At 72.3% G+C, this 20,727-nt stretch carries 17 protein-coding genes; 4 read left to right on the top strand and 13 right to left on the bottom strand.

The window, feature by feature from the left end; genetic code table 11:
- Positions 1 to 10: 10 nt before the first annotated feature.
- From ACH4DX_RS15485 to ACH4DX_RS15470, 4 genes are all read right to left on the bottom strand, one after another.
- Positions 11 to 1,894, bottom strand: coding sequence for a VgrG-related protein (locus tag ACH4DX_RS15485; RefSeq protein WP_398155439.1), 1,884 nt, complete (start codon positions 1,892 to 1,894; stop codon positions 11 to 13).
- Complete coding sequence (locus ACH4DX_RS15480) at positions 1,894 to 2,613, bottom strand: LysM peptidoglycan-binding domain-containing protein (RefSeq protein ID WP_398155438.1); 720 nt, start codon at positions 2,611 to 2,613, stop codon at positions 1,894 to 1,896. The genes ACH4DX_RS15485 and ACH4DX_RS15480 overlap by 1 nt, the downstream gene beginning before the upstream one ends.
- Before the next feature lie 38 nt (positions 2,614 to 2,651).
- On the bottom strand, positions 2,652 to 3,074 hold the full coding sequence (locus ACH4DX_RS15475; RefSeq protein WP_398155437.1) for a phage tail protein: 423 nt from the start codon (positions 3,072 to 3,074) through the stop codon (positions 2,652 to 2,654).
- 101 nt (positions 3,075 to 3,175) lie between these two features.
- Positions 3,176 to 3,712, bottom strand: a complete 537-nt coding sequence (locus ACH4DX_RS15470; protein ID WP_398155436.1) for a hypothetical protein — start codon at positions 3,710 to 3,712, stop codon at positions 3,176 to 3,178.
- 2,527 nt (positions 3,713 to 6,239) lie between these two features.
- Between ACH4DX_RS15470 and ACH4DX_RS15465 the strand changes: the two genes are divergently transcribed.
- Positions 6,240 to 6,488: a hypothetical protein gene (locus tag ACH4DX_RS15465; protein ID WP_398155435.1), complete on the top strand. Its 249-nt coding sequence runs from the start codon at positions 6,240 to 6,242 to the stop codon at positions 6,486 to 6,488.
- Between the two features lie 122 nt (positions 6,489 to 6,610).
- Here ACH4DX_RS15465 and ACH4DX_RS15460 read toward each other — a convergent pair whose 3' ends face one another.
- The 7 genes from ACH4DX_RS15460 to ACH4DX_RS15430 form a co-directional block, all read right to left on the bottom strand.
- Complete coding sequence (locus ACH4DX_RS15460) at positions 6,611 to 6,769, bottom strand: DUF6760 family protein (protein WP_398155434.1); 159 nt, start codon at positions 6,767 to 6,769, stop codon at positions 6,611 to 6,613.
- Positions 6,766 to 7,272, bottom strand: a complete 507-nt coding sequence (locus tag ACH4DX_RS15455; protein WP_398155433.1) for a hypothetical protein — start codon at positions 7,270 to 7,272, stop codon at positions 6,766 to 6,768. Before ACH4DX_RS15455 ends, ACH4DX_RS15460 begins: the two co-directional genes overlap by 4 nt.
- Entirely contained in the window at positions 7,272 to 7,715 is a 444-nt protein-coding gene (locus ACH4DX_RS15450) for a phage tail protein (RefSeq protein ID WP_030567783.1), read from the bottom strand. The genes ACH4DX_RS15455 and ACH4DX_RS15450 overlap by 1 nt, the downstream gene beginning before the upstream one ends.
- A 90-nt stretch (positions 7,716 to 7,805) precedes the next feature.
- Positions 7,806 to 9,401, bottom strand: coding sequence for a phage tail sheath subtilisin-like domain-containing protein (locus ACH4DX_RS15445; RefSeq protein ID WP_398155432.1), 1,596 nt, complete (start codon positions 9,399 to 9,401; stop codon positions 7,806 to 7,808).
- A 306-nt stretch (positions 9,402 to 9,707) separates the two neighbouring features.
- Positions 9,708 to 11,780 (bottom strand): ATP-binding protein, encoded by a 2,073-nt coding sequence (locus ACH4DX_RS15440; RefSeq protein WP_398155431.1) that lies wholly within the window; start codon positions 11,778 to 11,780, stop codon positions 9,708 to 9,710.
- A complete protein-coding gene (locus ACH4DX_RS15435) occupies positions 11,777 to 12,469 on the bottom strand; it encodes a DUF4255 domain-containing protein (RefSeq protein WP_398155430.1) in 693 nt (230 codons plus the stop codon). The genes ACH4DX_RS15440 and ACH4DX_RS15435 overlap by 4 nt, the downstream gene beginning before the upstream one ends.
- A gap of 154 nt (positions 12,470 to 12,623) precedes the next feature.
- Entirely contained in the window at positions 12,624 to 13,280 is a 657-nt protein-coding gene (locus ACH4DX_RS15430) for a response regulator transcription factor (RefSeq protein WP_398119029.1), read from the bottom strand.
- A gap of 245 nt (positions 13,281 to 13,525) precedes the next feature.
- On the opposite strand from ACH4DX_RS15430, the gene ACH4DX_RS15425 reads away from it, so the two are divergent.
- Positions 13,526 to 16,219, top strand: coding sequence for an AAA family ATPase (locus tag ACH4DX_RS15425; protein WP_398155429.1), 2,694 nt, complete (start codon positions 13,526 to 13,528; stop codon positions 16,217 to 16,219).
- Positions 16,220 to 16,384: 165 nt separating this feature from the next.
- On the opposite strand, the gene ACH4DX_RS15420 is transcribed toward ACH4DX_RS15425, so the two are convergent.
- Both ACH4DX_RS15420 and ACH4DX_RS15415 read right to left on the bottom strand, forming a co-directional pair.
- A complete protein-coding gene (locus tag ACH4DX_RS15420) occupies positions 16,385 to 17,389 on the bottom strand; it encodes a YdcF family protein (RefSeq protein ID WP_398155428.1) in 1,005 nt (334 codons plus the stop codon).
- Between the two features lie 94 nt (positions 17,390 to 17,483).
- On the bottom strand, positions 17,484 to 18,848 hold the full coding sequence (locus ACH4DX_RS15415) for an FAD-dependent oxidoreductase (protein WP_398155427.1): 1,365 nt from the start codon (positions 18,846 to 18,848) through the stop codon (positions 17,484 to 17,486).
- A gap of 256 nt (positions 18,849 to 19,104) precedes the next feature.
- Here ACH4DX_RS15415 and ACH4DX_RS15410 point away from each other — a divergent pair, with 256 nt between their 5' ends.
- Both ACH4DX_RS15410 and ACH4DX_RS15405 read left to right on the top strand, forming a co-directional pair.
- Positions 19,105 to 19,698 carry a TetR/AcrR family transcriptional regulator gene (locus ACH4DX_RS15410; RefSeq protein ID WP_398155426.1) on the top strand — a complete coding sequence of 198 codons (594 nt, stop codon included), beginning with the start codon at positions 19,105 to 19,107 and terminating at the stop codon, positions 19,696 to 19,698.
- The gene (locus ACH4DX_RS15405) at positions 19,695 to 20,678 is read left to right on the top strand and encodes an alpha/beta fold hydrolase (protein ID WP_398155425.1); all 984 of its coding nucleotides are present in this window, start codon (positions 19,695 to 19,697) and stop codon (positions 20,676 to 20,678) included. Before ACH4DX_RS15410 ends, ACH4DX_RS15405 begins: the two co-directional genes overlap by 4 nt.
- The last annotated feature ends 49 nt before the right edge of the window (positions 20,679 to 20,727 follow it).

The raw sequence follows: 20,727 nt of genomic DNA, 5'->3' as shown, positions 1-20,727 counted from the left end.
GTCCTCATCGTCAGAAGGGCAGCGGTTTGCGGTTGACCAGGACCGCACCGGTCAGGTTGATGTTGGACGAGGTCAGCCCGACGCTGGCGGCCGAGGTGAGCATCAGGGGTCCGGCGGCACTGACGGTGGCCAGGCCGGCCACCCGTACGTTGAGGAACGAGGTGGTGACGCTGAACCCGCCACCGCCCGCGTTCACGTTGACGGCGCTCCCGGCACGGAGGCTGAGCAGACCGCCGCTCTTGATGGACACGTTGCGCTTGGCGCTCAGCGTGAGGTCCGTGCCCGCCTGGACGGACACCGAGCGGCTGCCCTTGATGGTCACCGAGCCCTTGCTGTCCACGGTGATCTCGGTCCTGGCCCGGTCCAGGTTGACGGTCAGCTTGCCGTCGCCCGTGGTGACCCGCACGCCCCGGTCGCGGCCCACGCGCTGGCTGAGCAGGTCGATCCGGTTGCCGGTGCGGTCGGAGATGGTGTGGCGGCTGGCCTGGTTGCGCGCTCCGGAGTACAGCGGGGACTTGTTCCGGGTCGGTTTGTCCTTGCCGTTGTAGAGCCCGCCGATCACGAAGGGGTGGTCGAGCGCGCCCCGGTCGAAGCCGACGAGGACCTCGTCCCCGACGTCCAGCGGGAAGATGCCGCCGCCGCGCTTCCCGCCGAGCTGCACACAGCGCGTCCAGTCGCTGACGTAGGTGTCGTCGAGCCACGGGAACCTCAGCTTCACGCGGGCCTGTTCGTCCTTCACGTCGACGTCCGTGACGACGGCGTTGGCCACGCCGGGCAGCCGCGGCTCGCTCTCCGTACCGCCCGATGTCAGCCCGTACAGGGAGCGCCACTGGCGGCCGCTGACGTTGACCCAGGACTCGTAGCGCTGTCCGTTGCCGAACACGTGCCGCACGGAGGTCGTCGTGTACTTGCCCTGGAAGGGCCAGCCGACCTCGGCGAGCGCCACGGGCACGCCCGGCCGGAGCTTGGGGTTGCCGTGGACGACGACCTCCAGTTCGGAGAAGGAGGAGGACACGTCGTCGAAGAGGGCGTCGGCGGCGTGCTTGACCTCCGGCCGCTTGTCGTAGGGCTGGGAGGTCCGCACGAGCTTGGTCTTCTTGAAGGCGCCCGCCGCCTTCTTCGGCGACGTGCCGATGGAGAAGACGGGGTTGTTGGCGCGGGTCGACGTCTCCACGATCTCGCGCGCGGTGGCGACGTCGTAACCGCGCACCTCCACCTCCGCCACCTGGTCGGCGGCGGTCACGGAGGTCCGCAGGCGCAGGATGTCCGTACCGGACTTCAGGACCAGGGGGTTCTTCTCGCTCTTCGGCGACGGCGCGCCCGACGACGGTTTCGGCGAGACGAAGTGGAACTTGCCCCGGGCGTCGAGGGACATCACCATCTTGTTCTCGTCCGCGAGCCGGGCGATGAAGTCCCAGTCCGTGACGTTGGCCTGGCTGATGAACTCGTAGCTCGCGCGGGAGGACTCGATCCTTCCCACGGGCACGCCCGCGAGCCCCGCCAGCTTCCTGACGATCGAGGACGCGGTCTCGTTCGTGTACGCGACCACGCGGCGCCGGCGCAGGAAGCGGTGCCCGAGGTCGTAGCCGCGGATGACGGTGAAGGTTCCGGTGCCGTCGTAGTCGGCCTCCAGGGCGGTGACCTCCCCGGTGAGGAGCGGATCACCGGCGCCCTGCCCGTCGGCCACCGGTGTGAGGACCACCGGAGTGCCGAACTGCACGTTGAGCTCCTTGAGGAGCAGACGGTACGGGTCGCGGAAGGTGAGACGGAACGCGGCCGGCACCCCGGCGCCCTGGTCGACCCAGCCGTCGACGAACATCCGGGCGTACTTCTCGGGCAGTTCGGAGCCCCCGAGCCGCACCTTCATGATGCTGGAGAATGCCGTGTCGGCCATCAGCGGCCCACCTCCTGCGCTGCGGGCAGCACGAGTTCGGTGCCGGGCGCGAGGGCCGACGGGTCGTCGATCCCGTTGGCCTCGGCGATGGTCCGCCAGACGGTGGCGTCGCCGTACTCGCGCCAGGCGAGCGACGGCAACGAATCGCCGGCGACGACGCGGTGCACGCGCTGCGCGGTGAGCGCGCCGGACGTCGGGTTCTGCCCGTCGGGTTCGCCCGGGATCTCGTGCAGCCGCAGCTGACAGGTGGCCCGGATGGGCACGCCCGACGTGCCGAAGAGGGTGTACGAGGCTTCGACGGAGCCGACGTAGGCGGTGAACCGGGCCGTGCCGAACGAGCCCCACTGGAAGACCACCCACGGTGGCGAAGGCTGGTCGGCGTCCTTGCTCCTCGCCGTCACCGCACAGCAGTCCAGCAGTGCCTTCACCTTCTTCATGACCGTGTTGCTCGTGGGCTTGTCGGAGGAGTCCAGGAAGATCTCCACGCTCATCTCGCGCGCCTCCGAACCCATGAACTCCGGCTGCGCACCGTCCCGGTTGCTCGCCGTCGGGGTCACCGTCCAGGACGCGCGGCGGCTGATGGTGAGCGTCGACGGGTTGAAGTCGAAGGTGAACGTCTTCATCAGGCCCCCCGGCGTGGTGCTGATGCCGATGGGGGGCTCATGGATGGCGAGGCTGGCCCGTACGAGGCTCTTGCCCGCGCCCTTGCTCTTGGGCATAAGGGGTGTCCCGCTTCTCTCTGCGCCTGCTGCGGCTGTCAGTCCGTGAACCCGTGGTGGGCGATCTCCAGGACCTCCGTGGCGACGGCCGGGCTGCCCGGGTCGAGCCGGGGGCCCTGCCAGCTGATCGGAAGCACGTCGATGAGACCCCAGCGGGCCACCTCCGACCCGTCCGCGCGCAGCGCCGCGATCTCGGCGGTGGGCCGCTTGATCCCGGTCTGCACGGTGGAGATCCACTTGGCGACCTTGGTGGTGTCCGGAGTGAGCGGGCGGGTCAGCCGGATGGTGGAGAACGTGACGCGGGACGGCAGTTGCCACACGAAGCCGTTGTTGCCGCCCTCCTGCCGGTGCTCCACCTCCACCTGCGACGAGAGGCCCTCGCAGCCGTTGAAGTAACCGAGGCTCTCGCCGTCGATGGAGAGACTGAACCAGATCGTGGAGCCCGGGTCCTGGCGGGGCATCGTACGAGGGCCTTTCTGTCGTTACTGCGGTGGTGCACCGGTGGTGCGGGACGGGGAGCGGCCCTGGGGGGGGGGGGGGGGGGAGCGGCCGGGGCGGTCGGTCAGCGGCGGTCGTCGCGGAGCCTGCCGATCCGTTCGCGGTCCATGCGGAGCTCCGTGCGGACGAGGCGGGTGATGCGGCCGATCATCCGGTGCACCAGTTCGTCGATCTGGAAGTCGGTGAGGTCCTTCGGGTCGAACGTCCCTGCGGGCACCCGGGTGTATCCGGGGGGCGGCACATTGCTGGTCGCGGACGTCACCGGGGCTGGGTTCCTGTCGGGCGGGAACGGCAGCGGGTCGTCGAAGACTTCTTCCTGGTTCGCCTGTCGCTGCTGGGGCTGTTGTGCCGGTTGTGCCGGTTGTGCCGGTTGTGCCTGCTGGTCCTGGTGGCCGGTGCGGAACCGTTCCAGGGTGTTGGCGACGGTGGCCGCGGCGTTGGCGGCGAGCGCGCCGGTCGCCGAACGGGCCGCGGAGCGGAGGCCCCGCTGAACGGTGGGCGCGCCGCCGGTCCCGGCGCCACCGCCGCCCGTGGGCGCGAGGGGCAGGCGCTGGACGGGGTGTGCCGCGGGTGACGCCGAGGGGGCGACGAGACGGGCCACGGGGAGGAGGGACGGGACGGTGGCGGCCGTGCCGACCGCCGTGACAGAGCCGACAGAGCTGACAGAGCGGAGGGGCACGGGTCTGGCGGATGTAGTGCTGCGCTGCACGGTGGCGGACGCCGCCGAGGCGGCGGGCGCCTGGGCCTGCGGTGTCGCCCGCGTTGTTTGCCTCGGCGCCGGGGTGCCGGACGTGGGCGCGACCGTACGGGCGGAGGCGGATGCGGACGGTGGGCTGGAGGGGGGTGTGGGCGGCGAGTGGGAGGGCGGTGTGGACGGTGAGTGGGAGGCAGAGGGCGAGGCAGAGTTAGAGACAGAAGGGATGAGGGGGCTGGCGGGGTGGGGCACCGAACGCTGCACCGACTGTGAAGCAGTGCGAGGTGCCGTGCGATTACTGCGGCTCGGCGCGTCGGCTCCCCGAGCAAGCGAGTCGGTGAGCGACACGGCCTCCGGGGGCGGGGCGGTCATCGGGGCACCAAGCGGGCTGCGGCCCCGCGGGGGTGCGGGCCTGGTGCCGGGGGTCGTGGAGCGCTGGACCGCATGCGCGGGCGGCACGATGGCCGGGCTCGCCGAGGGCGCTGCTGGGGTCGCCGGAGTGGCGGGAGCGGCGGAGGCGACCGTTCGGTTCGGCGGCGTCGTGGGAGACGGCGCGGCTGAGAGCGGCATGGTGGCCGAGAGCTGGGGTGCGGGTGGCATGGACGGCGTGGGCATCAGGGGCGTGGGGGTAGGTGGTGTGGCCGCCGGGGGCGTGTGGGGCGGCGCCCAGGGCGTCGAGTCGGAGGGCACCGGGGCGCCGAGGCCCGGGCGGGGCGCCTTGCGGGTGACGCTGCGCTGCACCGCCTGGGAGCGGGCGCTCACGGGTGCCGGGGACGTGGGCGCACTCGCCGCTGTCCGCGCGGGAGGGGTGTTGGGCTCGGTACGGGGGATGGGCGCCCCCGAAGGGGAGGTACCGGTCACAGCGTGCGAGGTGCTCGCGGCGGCACGCGCATGCGGCGTCGTCCTCGGCGTAGGCGTTGGCGTCGATGCCGGTGTCGGTCCTTCCGCCGGTGCCGACGCCGGTCCCTGTGCGGACGCGGGTGAGGTGCTCCGCTGCGCGGGCGAGCCTCCAGTTGCGGTACGTGAGTTGGTCGTCGCCGTACGGGGGGCGGACGGAGCAGAGTTGTTCGGGCCGCGAGTCGTACGCTGCGCCACTGGCCCGGCACCGGACGGCCGACCCTTGTCGGGCACCGGTGCGGCACTGCGCGGGGCGGCGGTGTTGTGCGGTGTGGCAGGGGCGGCAGCGTTCGACGGGGTACCGGTCGACTTCGCACCACTCGGCGAAGCGGTACCGGACGCGACCGGGGGTGCCGCCGGGGCAGTCGGCGGGATACTGGTCGGGCCCGGGGCAGAACCCAGCGCCTGGGCAGAACCCGGCGCCTCGGCAGGAACCGGCGCCGCAGTAGGGCTCGGCGCGACCGAAGCACCCGGCGCGACCGAAGCACCCGGCGCGACCGGAGTAAGTGGAGTACCCGGCGCGTCTGAGGAATCCGAGTCGCCCGTTGGGCCCGCAGCGCCCGCCAACGCCTGCGAGAACGCTTGCGGAGGGGAGGGCGCTAGGCCTCCGCCTCGCTCCTCGCCATCGCCTCCGGGTGGGGCCGACCCCGTACGGGAGGCATCAACCCGTACCGGAGCGGACTCCCGACGGGCCACAGGCAGGGCACGGCGCCGTACGGCCGCGGGAGGCGCGAGCGGCGCCTTGGTCAGGGGACGCGGCCGCGGAGCCGCCGTCGCAGGGGCGGGCGTCACGCGAACCCCGCCGACCGGGGCGGTGGGCGACGGTGTAGCCGTGCTCGGCACGCGTGACGACGTGACGGCCGCCGTCACGCTTCCGACCTCCCGCACGGCATGCGAACGCCGCACGACAGGAACGGCAGGAGCGGCAGGAGCGGCAGGGGTCCGCGCGCCGGAACGCTGGTCTCCAGGGGGTCGGCCCGCCGTGGACCGCTGGACTCCAGATTTCTGGGCCCCGGGGCTTTGCCTCACAGGAGTTGCGACCGCAGGAGTTGGGACCGCCTGCGTATGAACCGCAGCAGTTGGGACCGCAGGACTCTGCACCACAGGCCCCGGGGCACCAGAAGCCCCAACCCCTACAGCGCGAACCCCAGAGGCCTGAGCCCCAGACGCCCGAACCCGAGGGACCTGAGCCCCAGACGCCCGAACCCGAGGGACCTGAGCCCCAGACGCCCGAACCCGAGGGACCTGAGCCCCAGACGCCTGAACCCCTGCGGTCCGGTTCCCACGAACACCTGCCGCGCCAGAACCCTGCACGCCACCGACCCCGCCGCGCCGAGCGGCAGAAACAGCCACACCCTGCCTTCCGGGCGCCCCCACGCTCCGCGCCCCGGGCCCCGCCGCCCGCTGCACCTCCCGAAGCGGTACCGCAGGCGTCGGGAGCCCCGACGAGGGCGAGGGCGACGAGGGCGTCGGGGGCTGCACCGGTGTCCAGGAAGCCGCACCCGAGGCCCTCTCAAGGCCCGTCACAGGCCGCGCCGTGTCGCTCAGTGCCGCGGCCGACGAGGACGAGAGCCGACTGCTCGACGCCTCGTCCAGCACACCGAGCCGGGACGACGTACGGGTGAAGGACGGGTTCTGCCAGGTGGGCAGCCGCCTGCCGAACGCGGAGTCCGCGACACCGGCCCCGCCGTCCCCCAGGGACCGCTGGACCGGCGGCAACCCGGCCCACGCGCCGGGAACCGGACCTCCGTACCCGACAACCGCAGCCGACGGGGCACCGGCGTGACCGGACCCATCCCCGCCCACCGAATGCATGGCATCAGGCGCCCCGCCCACCTGGCGCACACCGTCGGACGCCCCGCCCCGGGTCCCGCCCCTGCCCCGGAACCGATCCAAGAACCCCAAACCTCAGCCCTCCGCCCCGGCGCCCGTCACGAAGGCGGCGATCTGGTTCGTGTACCGGCGGCGGTCGTGGTGTTCCAGGTCCAGGATCGTCTCCAGGTTCCAGTGGAAGTGGTAGGCCACGTACGCGATCTCCTCGTGCAGCCGGTCGGTCGCGTACGTCACGATTCCCCCAGGCGGCTCCCGCCGAGTTCCACCTCGAACGGCTCGGAGCAGTGCGGGCACTCCACGGCGGCGCGGGTGTGGCCCTCGGCGTTGATCTGGCGGTAGAAGTCCTGGAGGAAGGCGAGGTCGGAGGCGAACATGCTCTCCACCGTGCCGTCGTGCACGCTCGGCAGGGAGCCGAGCCGGGTGATGACCCGGCCGAGCAGCACCACCGACAGGTACGCGGGGTTCTCCTGGACCCGCACGTCACGCAGCGGGACGAGTTCGTCCCGCGCCGTGGACAGGCGCATCACGCCGTTCCGGTGGACGGTGCCCGCCTCGTCGACGTAGCCGCGCGGCAGTTGGAAGGGGAACTCGGTGCGAAGGACCCGGGGAGCCGTCCCGGTGGGAGCGGCGGCGGAAGACGTAAGGGGGGACTCCGCTTCCGCCGCCGCGATCTGGGGGGCCGGTGGCGCCGCGGCGGCCGTGCCCGCCTCCGGCGCACCGGCAGCCGTGCGCCGCATTATTCGATGACCAGTTCTTCGAACACGATGGTCACGGTCTCGCTCAGCACGGCGGCCTCACCGGCCTTCAGGGTGCTGGCGTCGATCTTGCTGCACCAGGCGTTGCGCAGGTTGTAGCGCTTCACCGGGTTGTCCTCGTAGTCCATCATGATGATGGAGGCGTTCTTGCGGGCCGTGCTCATCCGGCCGTTGATCGAGTCGTTGATCCACGTCGTGAACGCGGTCGACTGCGTCATGCCGCGCACCACGGTGCACTGCCCGTTCTTCTGCACACCCGGCAGCAGATTGATGTCGATCTTGCCCTGGGCGGTGTTCTGCGGGCTGACGATGACGTCCTGTTCGATGCTGAGACCGCTGACCTCCGCGAGGTACTCGACCATCACACCGTCGATCTGGAGACCGAAGTTGTGTGAAGTGAGGGAGTCGCCCTGCATGAGACTCATGTGTTCGCTGTCTTTCTAGGCTTCTGGGCTTGTACTTCTGGGCTACTGGGCTTGAAGACCTCTGCGCTTCGGAGGTGCTGCGCTTCCGGCCTACTCCTCCAGCTCGCCGTTGCCGCTGGAGAACTGCGAAAGCCGGAAGATCACGAACTCCGCCGGCTTGACGGGGGCGACACCGATCTCGCAGATGACCCGGCCGAGGTCGACCGACTCCGGCGGGTTGGTCTCCTCGTCGCACTTGACGTAGAAGGCCTCCTGGGGCCGCTGGCCGAAGAGCGCGCCACTGCGCCACTCGTTGACCAGGAACGCCGAGATGTTGCGGCGGATGCGGGCCCACAGCGCATGGTCGTTCGGCTCGAACACCACCCACTGGGTGCCGATGAGTATCGACTCCTCCAGGTAGTTGAAGTACCGGCGGATGTTCAGGTAGCGCCACTCCGGGTCCGAGGACAGGGTGCGTGCTCCCCAGACGCGGATGCCCCGGCCGGGGAAGGCGCGGATGCAGTTGACACCGATGGGGTTGAGCAGGTCCTGCTCGCCCCGGGTGATCTGTAGCTCCAGGTCGACGGCGCCGCGCACCACCTCGTTGGCGGGAGCCTTGTGCACCCCGCGCTCGAAGTCGTTGCGGGCCCAGATGCCGGCGACGTGGCCGCTCGGCGGGACCATGCGGGCCTGGCCCGTGGCCGGGTCGAAGGACTTCAGCCAGGGGTAGTACAGGGCCGCGTACTTGGAGTCGTAGCCTGCCGTCTCCTGGCGCCAGACCCGGATCTGACGGGCGTTGAGGCTCGGGGGCGGGTCGATGACGGCGACCCGGTCACCCATCAGCTCGCAGTGGGCGATGAGCCCGAGCTGCACGGCCTTGACGGCCTCCAGGTCGATCGCGCCCCGCTGGTAGGCGGCCATGAGGTCGGGCACGGCCACCATGGAGATCTCGTCGACGGCTTCCAGGCCACCGAAGCCGGTGCGGTCCGCCGAGTCCCCGAGGTACTGGGCCGGGCCGGGGTGGGCGGGTGCCTCCCGCTCCACCGGCGCCGGGGCGGGCTCTGCGGCGGGCGACGCGGCCAGGGTGACCGTCTGGTTCTCCGGGCGGGTGAGCTGCGCCGCCGACGCGGCCTCCGTCACCGTGATGAGCTTGGAGCGCTCCTTGACCTGGGTGACGACGTAGGCCCTGTTGCCCTTCTTGGCGCTCACGTCGAACGTCTCGACCTGCCTGTCGCCGTCCTTGACGATCAGCTTGAAGCGCTCGGCGGGGCCCTCGCCCTCGGGGTCGGCGACCTCCACCGTCAGCGGGCCCGCGCCGCCCTGCGCGGTGGCCGCCACGGAGAACGCGCCGAGCTGCTTCGGCTCGGCGGCGTGCAGCGTGGCGGCGGGGGCCGTGCCGGTCACCGCTGCCGGGGCCGCGCCGTCACCGGCGGCGCCCTCGGCGGAGCCGCCCACCCGGATGACGTAGGCGGCGGAACCGCCGTTGTTGAAGAATCCGTACACGGAGTGGGCGAGGTAGTACCCGTCGGTGAAGTCGCCGAACGAGGTGACGTACTGAGTCCAGTTGGTCACCAGCGTGGGTTCGTTGAGCGGCCCGGTCGGCGCGAGCCCGACGAAGGCCGCCACGGAGGGGCCCACTCCCTCGATCGGGCGTGAACCGCTGGACACCTCCTCGACGTAGACGCCGGGCGACAGGTAGGACGGCATGCTCTGCTCTCCTCGGGGTACGAAACGGGACGTCCTCACCCTGGCGTGTGCGTCCTGCCGTCGAAACGTCCCCGGGTGCCTGTCACCGGGCAAGGCCGGTGCCCGCAAGGGCACTTCGCCCGGCCCCGCCGCCGCCGGTCCGGGTGCGCCGCGAGGACGGCACCGGCGCCGCGGGCCTGTCAGGCCGGGGCGTGGCGGCGCGCAGCGGGGGTCCGGTACGCGATCACTGCCGGGTTCGGGCGTCGGAGGCCATCACGGCCGCCCCTGCGGGCAACCCCGGCTGCCCGGCCGTCTCGCGGTATGTCGTCACCAGCTCGCTTCGCCCGGCACCAGGCGGCCCGCCTTGCGGTACTCACGGCGGGCCCCCTCCAGGAGGTCGCCCGCGCCGACCGGCTCGTCCCGGCCCGCCGCGAGATAGGCGGCGGTGACCACCGCGCTGCGGATCCCGCCGCCCGCCAGCTCGAAGTCCCGGGCCAGGGCGGTGGTGTCGATGCCCTCGGCGCGGGGGACGTGCGCCAGGCCGTGCCGCCACAGCGCCAGGCGCTGCTCGGCGTCGGGGAAGGGGAAGTCGACCACCAGGTCGAGGCGGCGGGTGAACGCGTCGTCGATGTTGGCGCGCAGATTGGTGGTCAGGAGCGCGATGCCGTCGAACGACTCCAGGCGTTGCAGCAGATAGGCGCTCTCCAGGTTGGCGTACCTGTCGTGGGCGTCCTTGACCTCCGAGCGCTTGCCGAAGACGGCGTCGGCCTCGTCGAAGAGGAGCACGGCGTCCGTGCGGTCGGCCTCCGTGAAGATCCGCTCCAGGTTCTTCTCGGTCTCACCGACGTACTTGTCCACGATCGAGGAGAGCTGGACCACATAGAGGTCGACCCCCAGATCGGCGGCGATCACTTCCGCGGAGAGCGTCTTGCCGGTACCGGAGTCGCCCGCGAAGAGCCCGAGGACCCCCCGGCCGCGGCCGCCGCCCGCGCTGAGCCGCCAGTCGCCGAGGACCCGGTCGCGGTGCCGGGCACGCAGGGAGAGTTCCCGCAGTTGGGCGAGGGGGCCTTCGGGCAGGACCAGGTCCTGCCAGGCCACCGCGGGCCGGATGCGGCGCGCGTGCCGTTCGAGGCCCGACGCCGACTGCTGCCGGGCGGCGAGACGGACGTGGGCGGCGGTCAGCGGGGTCCCGTCGAAGGCGGCGAGCGCCGCTGCGGCGCGTGCGGCGCGCCCGATGCGTTCCCCGCCGAGATGGTACGGGGCAACGGTCGCGGCCAGGTCGAAGCCGTCGGCGTCCGGACCGAGCGCCGTCCGCCAGGCAGGTGTGCCGCCCGCCGGTTGCCGGGGTGCGTGCAGTACCAGCGGGTCGTGCGTGGACCACTGCGGATCGTAGGGGCGAGGGTCGGCGAGCAGCACGTTCACATCCGTGGCCGCCGCCAACTCGGCCACCATCGGGCCCGGTTCCTCGGGCAGACCGCACACCACCACCGCCCGGCCGCTGAGGCGGGCCTCCCGCAGCACCTCGGGTACCTGGTCCGCGGAGCCGGAGAAGCGCAGCGCGTCCATGCCCGCCGTGTGCAGGGCGGCCGCGAGGACGGCCATGGCGTCGCCCTCGCGCTGCTCGCGGAGGTAGACGGCGCACACTCCTTGCCCCAGCAGATCGGCGAGTCGCTTCCCGAAGTCCGCACCGCGCGCGGCGCCGGGCCGCGGGTCCGGCAGCGGGTGCAACCGCCCGAGGAGCGCGGCGTCGGCGGTGTCGTCGCCCAAGAGATGGGCGGTGACCCGGTCGGGCACGCACAACGAGCGGGTGAGGAGAGGGCGTTCGACGTCCTCCACGGTCAGCAGGCCGAGCGCCCGCAGGGGCGCCGAGAGGTGGAAGCGGACGCGCGCCTCGGGCAGGTGCGCCGGTATGCCGCACAGCTCCAGGGCCAGTCCGACGGTGGCGCGGCGGCGGCTCACGTCGTCGTTGAGGTAGCCGTAGAGCGGTTCGAAGGTGCGGTCGAGATCGGGGGCGAGGGCGATGAGGAGGACGGCCGCGTCCAGCTCGGTCAGGCGCAGCCGAGCCGCGACCCTGGCCAGGCGGTCCCCGTCGTCCCCCGACCCAGGCGCGGGTCCGCCGGGCCGGACCTCCGTACCGGGTGCTGGGCACGGCACCTCCGTACCGGGCACCGCACGCGGCCACTCCCGCAGCAGGTGGTTCAGGGCATCCCCGGACACGTACAGACCCCGCAGCGGATCGTTCGCGGTTGGGTCGTCGGCGGAGCGGTGTTCGACCAGCGCGGTCACCGAACGCCGCAGCCGGTCGAGCCGGTCGAGCAGGAAGCGTGCCGGGTCCTCCGCCCCGGGGTCCCGCACCGGGGAGGCCCCGGCGAAGGCGTCATGCGGGGGCGCGGCGCTCACGGCTGTTCCGTGCGGCGGGCCGCCGCGCGTGCGCGATCCGACCGGCCGCGAGCGGTACGTGCCGCCGCCACCTGGTGGGGCCGGTGGGAGCGTTCCTCCGACCGGGGCGGACCGCCGTCGACGCCGCGGACCCGGACCGTCGCCCCCTCGGTGACCGGCGGCCCCGCGTCGTAGTCGGGGTAGGCCGGGAACGGCACGGTCAGGACGACGTCCAGGGACGGTTTCAGCTCGCCGCCGAGAGCGGACCAGATGTCGGCGAGGGAGCGGGCCTCGGACTGGTTGCTCGCCACCGTCAGCGGTACCGAGAGGCCCAGGCGGCCGAGGGCGCCCGGGAGTTCCGCGGCGGACAGGAGCTCGTGCGGCAGCAGGGTGGCGAGGACGGCGGACAGCAGCCGGTGCTCGTCCTGCGGGGTCTTCGTCCAGGCCGTCACCAGGTAGGAGAGCCGGAACCAGCGCGGCGGCCTGCGGCGGCGTACGACGACGTCCTCGGTGTCGCGCAGCTCCTGGTGGCCGCGCTGGCGCCGGGACACGTCCTCGCGGATGTCGTACAGATAGGCGTTGATGACGGGCGCGTTGCGCCGGGCGGCCCAGTCGCGGTAGGGCACGTCGAAGGACACGTCGATGCCGGAACCGGCCAGTGCCCCGCCGCCGACGAGGCCTTTGAGTACCTCGTCCACGTCATGAATCACGCTTGCGCTCCCTCACGCCGTCCGCCGCCCGGACGGACTCTTGGCGGCCCCGCTCCCGATCGTGCCGTCCGCGCCGTCCGGTCGGCAGGCACGGCCAGGACGGCGGCGGGGCAGCGCCGGTGCCCCAAGGGGCGGCCGCCGCGGGAGCGCCGGCTCAGATGTAGCCCTCGCGGAGGGCGTAGGCCACCGCGTGCGAGCGGTTGCGCAGGTGCAGGCGGGTGGTGAGGCCGTGCATCACGTTCTTGACGGTGCGTTCGGAGTAGGACAGCTTGGCGGCGATCTCCGTGGTGTCCAGGCCCTCGGCGACCAGGCGTACGACGTCCACCTCGCGGGAGGTGAGCCCGCGGAAGGACGTCGGCTGGTCGGTGCCGGTCCTGTGCAGGCGCCCGACCTGGCTGATGAGCCTGCCAAGGAGGTCCGCGGGCAGGTCGCCGCCGCCCTTGGCGGTGGTGAGGACGGCCTGCACCAGGCGGTGCGCGGTGGCCTCGCGACGCCACACGATGGCGCCGACACCGCACTCGATGACGTCGAGCAGCTCGTTCTCGCGGACCGTGCCCACGACGAGCACGGCACGGGAGCCCTCGCTGCGCACGGTGCGCCGCAGCCGGGCGAGCGCGGCCTCGTCGAGCACGTCCTCGATCAGGAGGACGACGGTGGCGGGACCGGGGTCCTCGCTCAACTCGACCTCGGGGTGACGGCGCAGCTGGCTGCGCACACCCTCGCGGCTGATCGGGTCGGAGGCGTTGACGGCGACCCGTACCCGGCCGGCCGGGGGCGCGGAGGCCGTGGGGGGTGCAAGTGAGCTGGACAAGCGATTTCCCTCTGGTTCAGGGGCGGGTCGACAGAATCGAACATGCTCCCGTGCCCGGTGGCTCCGCATCGGTAGAAATTACGTAGGTGTGCGTACCTGTGGTGGTTTGGGGACCGCGGAGCACCCGCACGCGCCGCCCGGTCGTCCGGAGCCGCGCCGGGAAGCCGGTTTGACAAGACTTGTGTCACCTCACACGATGAACGTCATTGTTAGAAGGTCTAACGCAATGACCGGAGGCCTGCTCGATGCAGTTCGTGGGTCGCGACGGTGAGCGGCGTGAGATCGACCGGCTGCTGGCGTCGGCCGCCGCCGGGCGCGGCGGGGCCGTCGTGGTGGCGGGTGAGGCGGGCATAGGCAAGTCGGCGCTCCTCGACGCGGCGGTGGGGGCCCTCGACGGGTGGGAGGTGCTGCGCGCCGCGGGTACCGAGTTCGAACAGGACCTCCTGTACGCGGTCCTGCACCAGCTGTGCGCTCCCCTCCTCGACCACCGTCGCGCGTTGCCCGCAGTGCAACGGGCGGCCCTCGAGGCGGTGTTCGGCCTGGGTGAGCAGACGTCGCCCGGTCCGCTGACGGTCGGCCTCGCCGTCCTCGGGCTGCTGGCCGAGGCGGCACGGGAGCACCCGGTGTGCTGCGTGGTGGACGACGCCCAGTGGATCGACGAGGCCTCCCGGCAGATCCTGGTGTTCGTGGCGCGCCGGGTGGGCGCCGAACGCGTCGCGGTGGTGTTCGCCGCCCGCGACGCCGCGGTGGTGCCCGGCCTCGCCGACCTGCCGCGGATGCTCCTGAGCGGCCTCCACGACGAGGCCGCCCGCAGTGTGCTCGGGGCGGTGACGCACACCGGCCTCGACGCGGAGGTGTTCGACCGGATCCTGGCCGAGGCGTGCGGCAACCCGCTGGCGCTCCTGGAGTTCGCGCACGACGCGGGCCCCTTCGGGGTGCCGAGGCCGCGGCGGCCGCGGGCAGCCCTGGTGCACGCCCTGGAGCAGAAGTTCGTCCACAGATGGGCGCGGTTACCGGCCGGCGTCCGGCCCCTGGTGGTGCTCGCCGCGGCCGAACCGGTCGGTGACCTCGCCCTGCTGCGGCGCGCGGCGTCCCTCATCGCCCTCGACCCCGGGGACTTCGCCGTCGCGGAGGACGCCGGGCTCCTCACCCTCGGGCCGCGGCTGCGCTTCCGGCACCCCCTGGTGCGCTCCGCGGTGTACGCGTCGGCCACCCCGGGGACACGCCGGCGTGTGCACGCCGCCCTCGCCGAGGCCACCGACCCGGACACGGACCTCGACCGCCGGGCCTGGCACCGCGCCCACGCGGTCGTCGACGCCGACGAGGACGTCGCGGCGGAACTGGAGCGCTCCGCCGACCGTGCGCGCCTGCGCGGCGGCTTCGCCGCGGCCGCGGCCTTCATGGAGCGGGCGGGGCAGCTGACGCCCGCCACCGACCGGCAGGGCGAACGGCTGCTCGCCGCGGCCGGACTGCGGCTCCAGGCCGGTGCGCCGTGCGAGGCCCGCGCGCTCGTCGCCCGCACCGAGCGCCGCCTCAAGGACACCGACCGGGCGGAGGCGCGGCTGCTGCGGGCCCGCGTCGACTTCCAGCTCGCCCACAGTCCTCAGGCGACCGCCACGCTCATCGACATCGCCGCGGAACTGCCCCCGGACCAGGCACGGGAGACCTACCTGGAGGCATTCGCGTCGATCATGTACAACGACAACCACCCCGGCCTGCTCAAGGAACTCGGCGCCCACATCCGCGAGCGGGTGCCGCAGCGTAAGCCCGCCCGGCCGGTCGACCTGCTCCTGCACGCGCTCCTCGACCAGATCATGCTGCCCGTCGAGCAGGCGGTGCCCACCATGCGCGACGCGGTGACGGCGTGCCGGGCGGCCACCACCTCGACCGCCACGGGTCCCTGGCGGATGAACCTGGTCTGCCAGCTCGTCATCGACCTGCGCGACGACGAGATGCTCGAGGAGATGTCGGACCGCCAGGTGGAGGTGGCCCGCCGCCAAGGCGCCCTGGCCACCCTGCCGCAGGCGCTGCGCTACCAGGCGATCACCAGGGTCTCCGTCGGGCGCTTCGACGACGCGGCCGCCAGCCTCGCCGAGGCCCGCGCGATCGACGAGGCGGCGGGCACGGCCCCGCTCCTCGGCGCCGAACTCGTCCTGGTCGGCTTCCGCGGCGACATCGACCGCTACCGCGAGCTGCAACGGCAACTCGGCCATGGCGGGCGGCCGTTCGAAACCGTCGGCGAGCACTACGCCAGGGCGGTGCTGCACAACGGCCTCGGCAACTACGAGGCGGCACTGGACGCGGCCCTCGCGGCCCAGCGCCGCCATCAGGCAGGCTCGTACTCGATCTGGGCCGTCTACACCGAACTGGTCGAGGCCGCCGTACGGGCGGGACGCGGCGAGGAGGCCACCGAGGCCCTGCACCACCTGGAGGCAGTGGCCCGCGCGAACCCCGTCCCGTGGGCCGTCGCCGAGTGGTTGCAGGCGCGGGCCCTGCTCGGGCGCGAAGAGGACTGCGAAGCGCTGTACCGGAAGGCCATCGACCGCTTCGCCCGCACCCGGGTCCGGGTCCTGCACGCCCGCGCCCGGCTGACCTACGGCGAATGGCTGCGCCGCGAACACCGCCGGGCCGAGGCCCGGGTGGAGCTGCGCGCCGCCCACACCACGCTGTCCGCCATGGGAGCCCGCGGCTTCGCGGAACGCGCGGCCCGGGAGCTGCGGGCCACCGGTGGACAGCCACGCCGGGACGGCGAGGACCCGCTCGGCAGGCTCACCGCGCAGGAACGCCTCATCGCAGGGAAGGTCGCCGCGGGCGCGACGTCCAAGGAGGTGGCCGCGATGCTGTTCCTCAGCCCCCGCACGATTGACGCGCACCTGCGCAACGTGTTCCGCAAACTGGGCATATCCTCGCGCCGTCAGCTCCGCGAGACGCCCCTGTGACCACCGCACCGGCGCCGGATCGCCCAGCCCCGCGCTACGCAGTTTTCCCGGAACGGCCGGCGCGGGCAGGGGCGCAAAGACGGCCGGGGAACCAGGCGCCGGTGCGGGAGGCGGGGGGAGGAAGCCGATGCCTTCGTGCGCCCCGCCTCCGGGCGGAAGGCGTTCTCAGCGCGTGGCCCAGACGAGCACACCGCAGGCGAGCAGCAGCAGACAGATGGCGATGTTGGTCCGCCGGTAGGAGTCCAGAATGGCCGCGAACTCACGGATCATCGCGTTGGGCCAGAAGTAGGAGGCCGTGGGGGAGCCCACCACCTGGCCCCTGACCCCGACCCGCCGGGCGGTCAACGCGGCGCGGAAGGCGTGGTAGTTGTTCGTGACGACGACACACCGGTAGCCGGGACCGGTCTTCTCCATGATCGCTTTGCTGAACCGCAGGTTCTCCTCCGTGGTCGTCGACCGGTCCTCCCGCTCGATCAGGTCGGCGGGGAATCCCCGGGCGGTCAAGTAGTCGGCCATGGCGTGCGATTCCGGCAGCTTCTCGTCAGGACCCTGGCCGCCCGAGGTGATGAGTACGGGGGAGCCGCCGCGCCGGACCATCCGCTCGTGCACCTCTTTCGCGCGGTCCAGGCGGCTCGCGAGCAGCGGCGGCACGGTGGTCCCGCCGATCAGGCCCGAACCGAGTACGACCACGTAGTCGGCCTTGCGGCGGACCTGCAACCGCCCGTAGAGGAACGAGTAGCCGAGGAGGCTGAGGAACAGGAACGACAGGTAGCAGGTCAGGCCGAGAGCCGCCGTGCCGAGGCCGAGCAGCACCGGGGAGCGCACCACCGCCGCGGCGGCCAGCAGGGCGACGACGGCCAGCAGGGACACCCCCGCGAGCAGCGAGAGCAGATTGGTAGGACTCCTGCCCTCCTTGCGCACCATGTGCAGGCCGTTGGAGAAGAGGAAATAGATGAGCAGCAGCGTGCCGAGGGCCGCTAGCGCGAGCAACGCGAAGGCGATGACCCTCCCCGACGTCGAGCCGGAGCCGATCAGCTGTGAGAGCCAGGCGATCAGAGCGCAGAGCGCGGCGAGCCCCAGGAGCACCGCGTTGCTGAACTTGCGGCGTTCGCGCAGGACACGCCAGCAGAGTACGAGGAAGAGCAGCGCCGCCGGGGCGTAGACAAGCATTCGCACAGCTTAGGGTCTGTCCGAAGAGGCGAACCGGCCGCCCCGCATAGCGCGACGGCCGGTCGGTGTCGGGGGCGTGCGCCCGACCCGTCGGTCAGGCCCCGCTCTCCCTGAGCATGTCCGCACGCTCGACGAGCTTCACGCGTTCGCGGCCCTGCGGCTCGCCGAGCGCCTTCTCGGCGGCGTCGAGGCGGTACCAGCCCTCCCACGTGGTGAAGCGGACGTTCCGCTCGGACAGGAAGGCGTCCACGGCCTCGGGCGCGGGGGAAACGGGCGCCGGAAGGCGGTCGTTCGCGTGGTCGTCCAGGAGGTTGGCGACCGTCTCGTTGGCGTCGCCCTTGGTGTGCCCGATGAGGCCCACGGGCCCGCGCCGGATCCAGCCCGTGACGTACGTCGACGGCAGGTGCGCCCCGGTCTCCTCGATGACCCGGCCGCCCTTGTCGGGCACGGTGCCCGACTCGACGTCCCAGGGCAGCTTGGGCAGCTTGTCGGAGAGGTAGCCCACGGCGCGGTAGACGGCGGTGACGTCCCAGTCCTTGAAGGTGCCGGTGCCCTTGACGTTGCCGGTGCCGTCGAGAGCGGTGCGCTCGGTGCGCAGGCCGACGACCTTGCCGTCCTCACCGAGGATCTCGGTCGGCGACTCGAAGAAGTGCAGGAACAGCTTGTGCGGGCGCTCGCCCACGTCGCGGATCGCCCAGTTCTCCAGCGTCTTGGCGACCATGTCGGCCTGCTTGTTGCTGCGGCGGGTCGCGATCGAGCCGTCGTCGTAGTCGATGTCCTCGGGGTCGACGATGACCTCGATGGTGGGGGAGTGGTCCAGTTCCCGCAGCTCCATCGGGCTGAACTTGGCCTGGGCGGGACCGCGGCGGCCGAAGACGTGGATCTCCTTGGCCCGGTTCGCCCGGAGACCGTCGTGGACGTTCGGCGGGATCTCTGTCGGCAGCAGTTCCTCGGCCGTCTTGGCGAGGATGCGCGCCACGTCGAGGGCGACGTTGCCGACGCCGAGTACGGCGACCTTCTCGGCTTCGAGCGGCCAGGTCCGCGGGACGTCCGGGTGGCCGTCGTACCAGGAGACGAAGTCGGCGGCGCCGTAGGAGCCGTCGAGCTGCACGCCCGGGATGTCCAGGGCGCGGTCGGCCGTGGCACCGGTGGAGAAGATCACCGCGTCGTAGAAGGAGCGCAGATCGTCCAGGTTGATGTCGCGCGGGTAGTCGACGTTGCCGAAGAGGCGGATCTGCGGCTTGTCCAGGACCTGGTGCAGGGCCGTGATGATGCCCTTGATCCGCGGGTGGTCGGGCGCCACGCCGTAACGGATCAGGCCGAACGGGGCGGGCATCCGCTCGAAGAGGTCGATGGACACACCGGGGTCGGCGGCGGCATCGGACTTCAGGAGCGCGTCGGCGGCGTAGATCCCAGCGGGTCCGGCTCCGACGATGGCTACCCGCAGGGGGCGGTGCATGCTCAGGTTCCCTTCGGCAGTGACGACTGTCTCGAAGGCAACCGTAAACTAAGGGGACCCTAACCTGGTACGCGGGTCCCGCCTATGACCTCATAAGACTGACTTATGACTGATCAAAGCCGGGCCACTGTCCGCCTGCGGTCCGGGTTCCGACGCCTGCCGCCTGCCACCTGCCGCTTGCCGTTCACAGTTGATCGTTTGCCCTACCTAGGGGTCCTAGGTCTAACCTAGGACCCCTAGGAACGAGGAGGAACTCATGGTGCGTGCGGGACTGACCCGGGAACGGGTGACGAGTGCGGCCGCCGAGCTGGCGGACGAGATCGGCTTCGACAAGGTGACCATGGCGCAGGTGGCGCGGCGGCTCGGTGTGAAGGACGCGAGTCTCTACTCGCACGTGCGCGGCCTCGAGGAGCTGCGCGGGCGGATCGCCCTGCTCGCGGCGGACGAGAAGACCATCCGCATCGCGGAGGCCACCGCCGGCCTCTCGGGCAAGGACGCCCTGGTCGCGTTCGCCGGTGCCTGGCGGGAGTACGCCCACCGGCACCCCGGCCGCTACGCGGCGACGCAGGCCCCCGTCCCCATCGCCCCCGAACTGGCCGCCGACGCACCCGGACCGCGGCGCGCTGTCGAGCTGACCTACGGGATGCTGCGCGGCTACGGCCTCGGCGAACCCGACCTGACCGACGCGGTCCGGTTGCTGCGCAGCACCTTCCACGGGTTCGTCGCCCTGGAGGCCGCGGGCGGGTTCGCGCACGCGCGCTCCTCGCAGGACTCGTGGGTCCGCGCCCTGGACGCCCTGCACACCCTTCTGACGAACTGGCCCCCGCTGAGTGAGGGAGACTTCTCATGACAGGCCCGACGAGCGGCGACCTCCGCGTGCACGGCGCGACCCTGCACTACGAAGTGCGCGGCCGGGGCCCGCTCCTGCTGCTGATCCCCGGCGGGTCGGGCGGAGCCGCCGCCTTCGACCAGGTCGCCGACGACCTCGCCACCGCGTACACCGTCGCGACCTACGACCCGCGCGGCATGTCCCGCAGCGCCCTCGACGACCCCGAAGCCGAGCAGCGGGTGGCCGAGCACGCCGACGACGCGCTGCGCCTGCTCGACCTGCTCTCACCCGGCGAGCCCGCCCGCGTGTTCGGCACCAGCTCGGGTGCCGTCGCGGCCCTGCATCTGCTCACCGCACGGCCCGACAGGATCGAACGCCTCGTGGTGCACGAGCCGCCGCTCGTCGAGGTACTGCCGGACGCATCCGAGCACCGCGCGCTCCTCGCCCGCGTGCGGGAGACCTTCCACGCCGAGGGCCTCATGCCCGCCATGGCGGTGTTCGCCGAGGGGCTGAAGAAGGACGGCGGAGGTGCCGCCGGACCGAAGACCGCGCCCGAGGCCGAGCCGAGGACGGAACCGAAGGCCGCGCCCGACGCCGAGCCGGAGCCGGAACCGAAGGCCGCGCCCAACGCCGAGCCGAAGCCGGAACCGACGGTCCCGTCACGGGCGGAGGTCAACGCTCGGCCGGACGCGGGAGTGGAGCTTCCGCCCCAAGCCGCGGCCCGCGCCGAGCAGACCATGGCCAACCTGCCGTACTTCGTCGGGCGCATCGTGCCCGCCTTCATGTCCTACGCCCCGGACGTCACCCGCCTGGAGGCGCTCTCGGACCGGCTCGTGCTCGCCTGCGGAGAGGACTCGCGCGGTGAGCTGCCCTACCGTCCCGCGGCCTTCCTGGCCGAGCGCCTCGGTACCGGGCTCGTGCACTTCCCCGGCGGTCACACCGGACTGACCACTCACCCCGCCGAGTTCGGCGACCACTTGCTCAAAGCACTGCACGGCTGAGTCTGGCTGAAATCACCCTTGTGGTCGCTGCGAGAGGGCGCCTGTTCCA

This window comes from Streptomyces sp. NPDC017940 (assembly GCF_044328435.1).
Lineage (GTDB): Bacteria > Actinomycetota > Actinomycetes > Streptomycetales > Streptomycetaceae > Streptomyces.
The sequence above is the reverse complement of the archived record's forward strand: the minus strand, read 5'-3'. Positions and strand labels throughout refer to the sequence as shown.

Bases quoted from the DNA above. Each gene is read 5' to 3' on its own strand.
- ACH4DX_RS15475 (WP_398155437.1), bottom strand. From the start codon at position 3,074: ATGCCCCGCCAGGACCCGGGCTCCACGATCTGGTTCAGTCTCTCCATC.
- ACH4DX_RS15445 (WP_398155432.1), bottom strand. From the start codon at position 9,401: ATGCCGTCCTACCTGTCGCCCGGCGTCTACGTCGAGGAGGTGTCCAGC.
- ACH4DX_RS15485 (WP_398155439.1), bottom strand. From the start codon at position 1,894: ATGGCCGACACGGCATTCTCCAGCATCATGAAGGTGCGGCTCGGGGGC.
- ACH4DX_RS15415 (WP_398155427.1), bottom strand. From the start codon at position 18,848: ATGCACCGCCCCCTGCGGGTAGCCATCGTCGGAGCCGGACCCGCTGGG.
- ACH4DX_RS15410 (WP_398155426.1), top strand. From the start codon at position 19,105: ATGGTGCGTGCGGGACTGACCCGGGAACGGGTGACGAGTGCGGCCGCC.
- ACH4DX_RS15425 (WP_398155429.1), top strand. From the start codon at position 13,526: ATGCAGTTCGTGGGTCGCGACGGTGAGCGGCGTGAGATCGACCGGCTG.
- ACH4DX_RS15405 (WP_398155425.1), top strand. From the start codon at position 19,695: ATGACAGGCCCGACGAGCGGCGACCTCCGCGTGCACGGCGCGACCCTG.
- ACH4DX_RS15450 (WP_030567783.1), bottom strand. From the start codon at position 7,715: ATGAGTCTCATGCAGGGCGACTCCCTCACTTCACACAACTTCGGTCTC.
- ACH4DX_RS15455 (WP_398155433.1), bottom strand. From the start codon at position 7,272: ATGCGGCGCACGGCTGCCGGTGCGCCGGAGGCGGGCACGGCCGCCGCG.
- ACH4DX_RS15480 (WP_398155438.1), bottom strand. From the start codon at position 2,613: ATGCCCAAGAGCAAGGGCGCGGGCAAGAGCCTCGTACGGGCCAGCCTC.
- ACH4DX_RS15420 (WP_398155428.1), bottom strand. From the start codon at position 17,389: ATGCTTGTCTACGCCCCGGCGGCGCTGCTCTTCCTCGTACTCTGCTGG.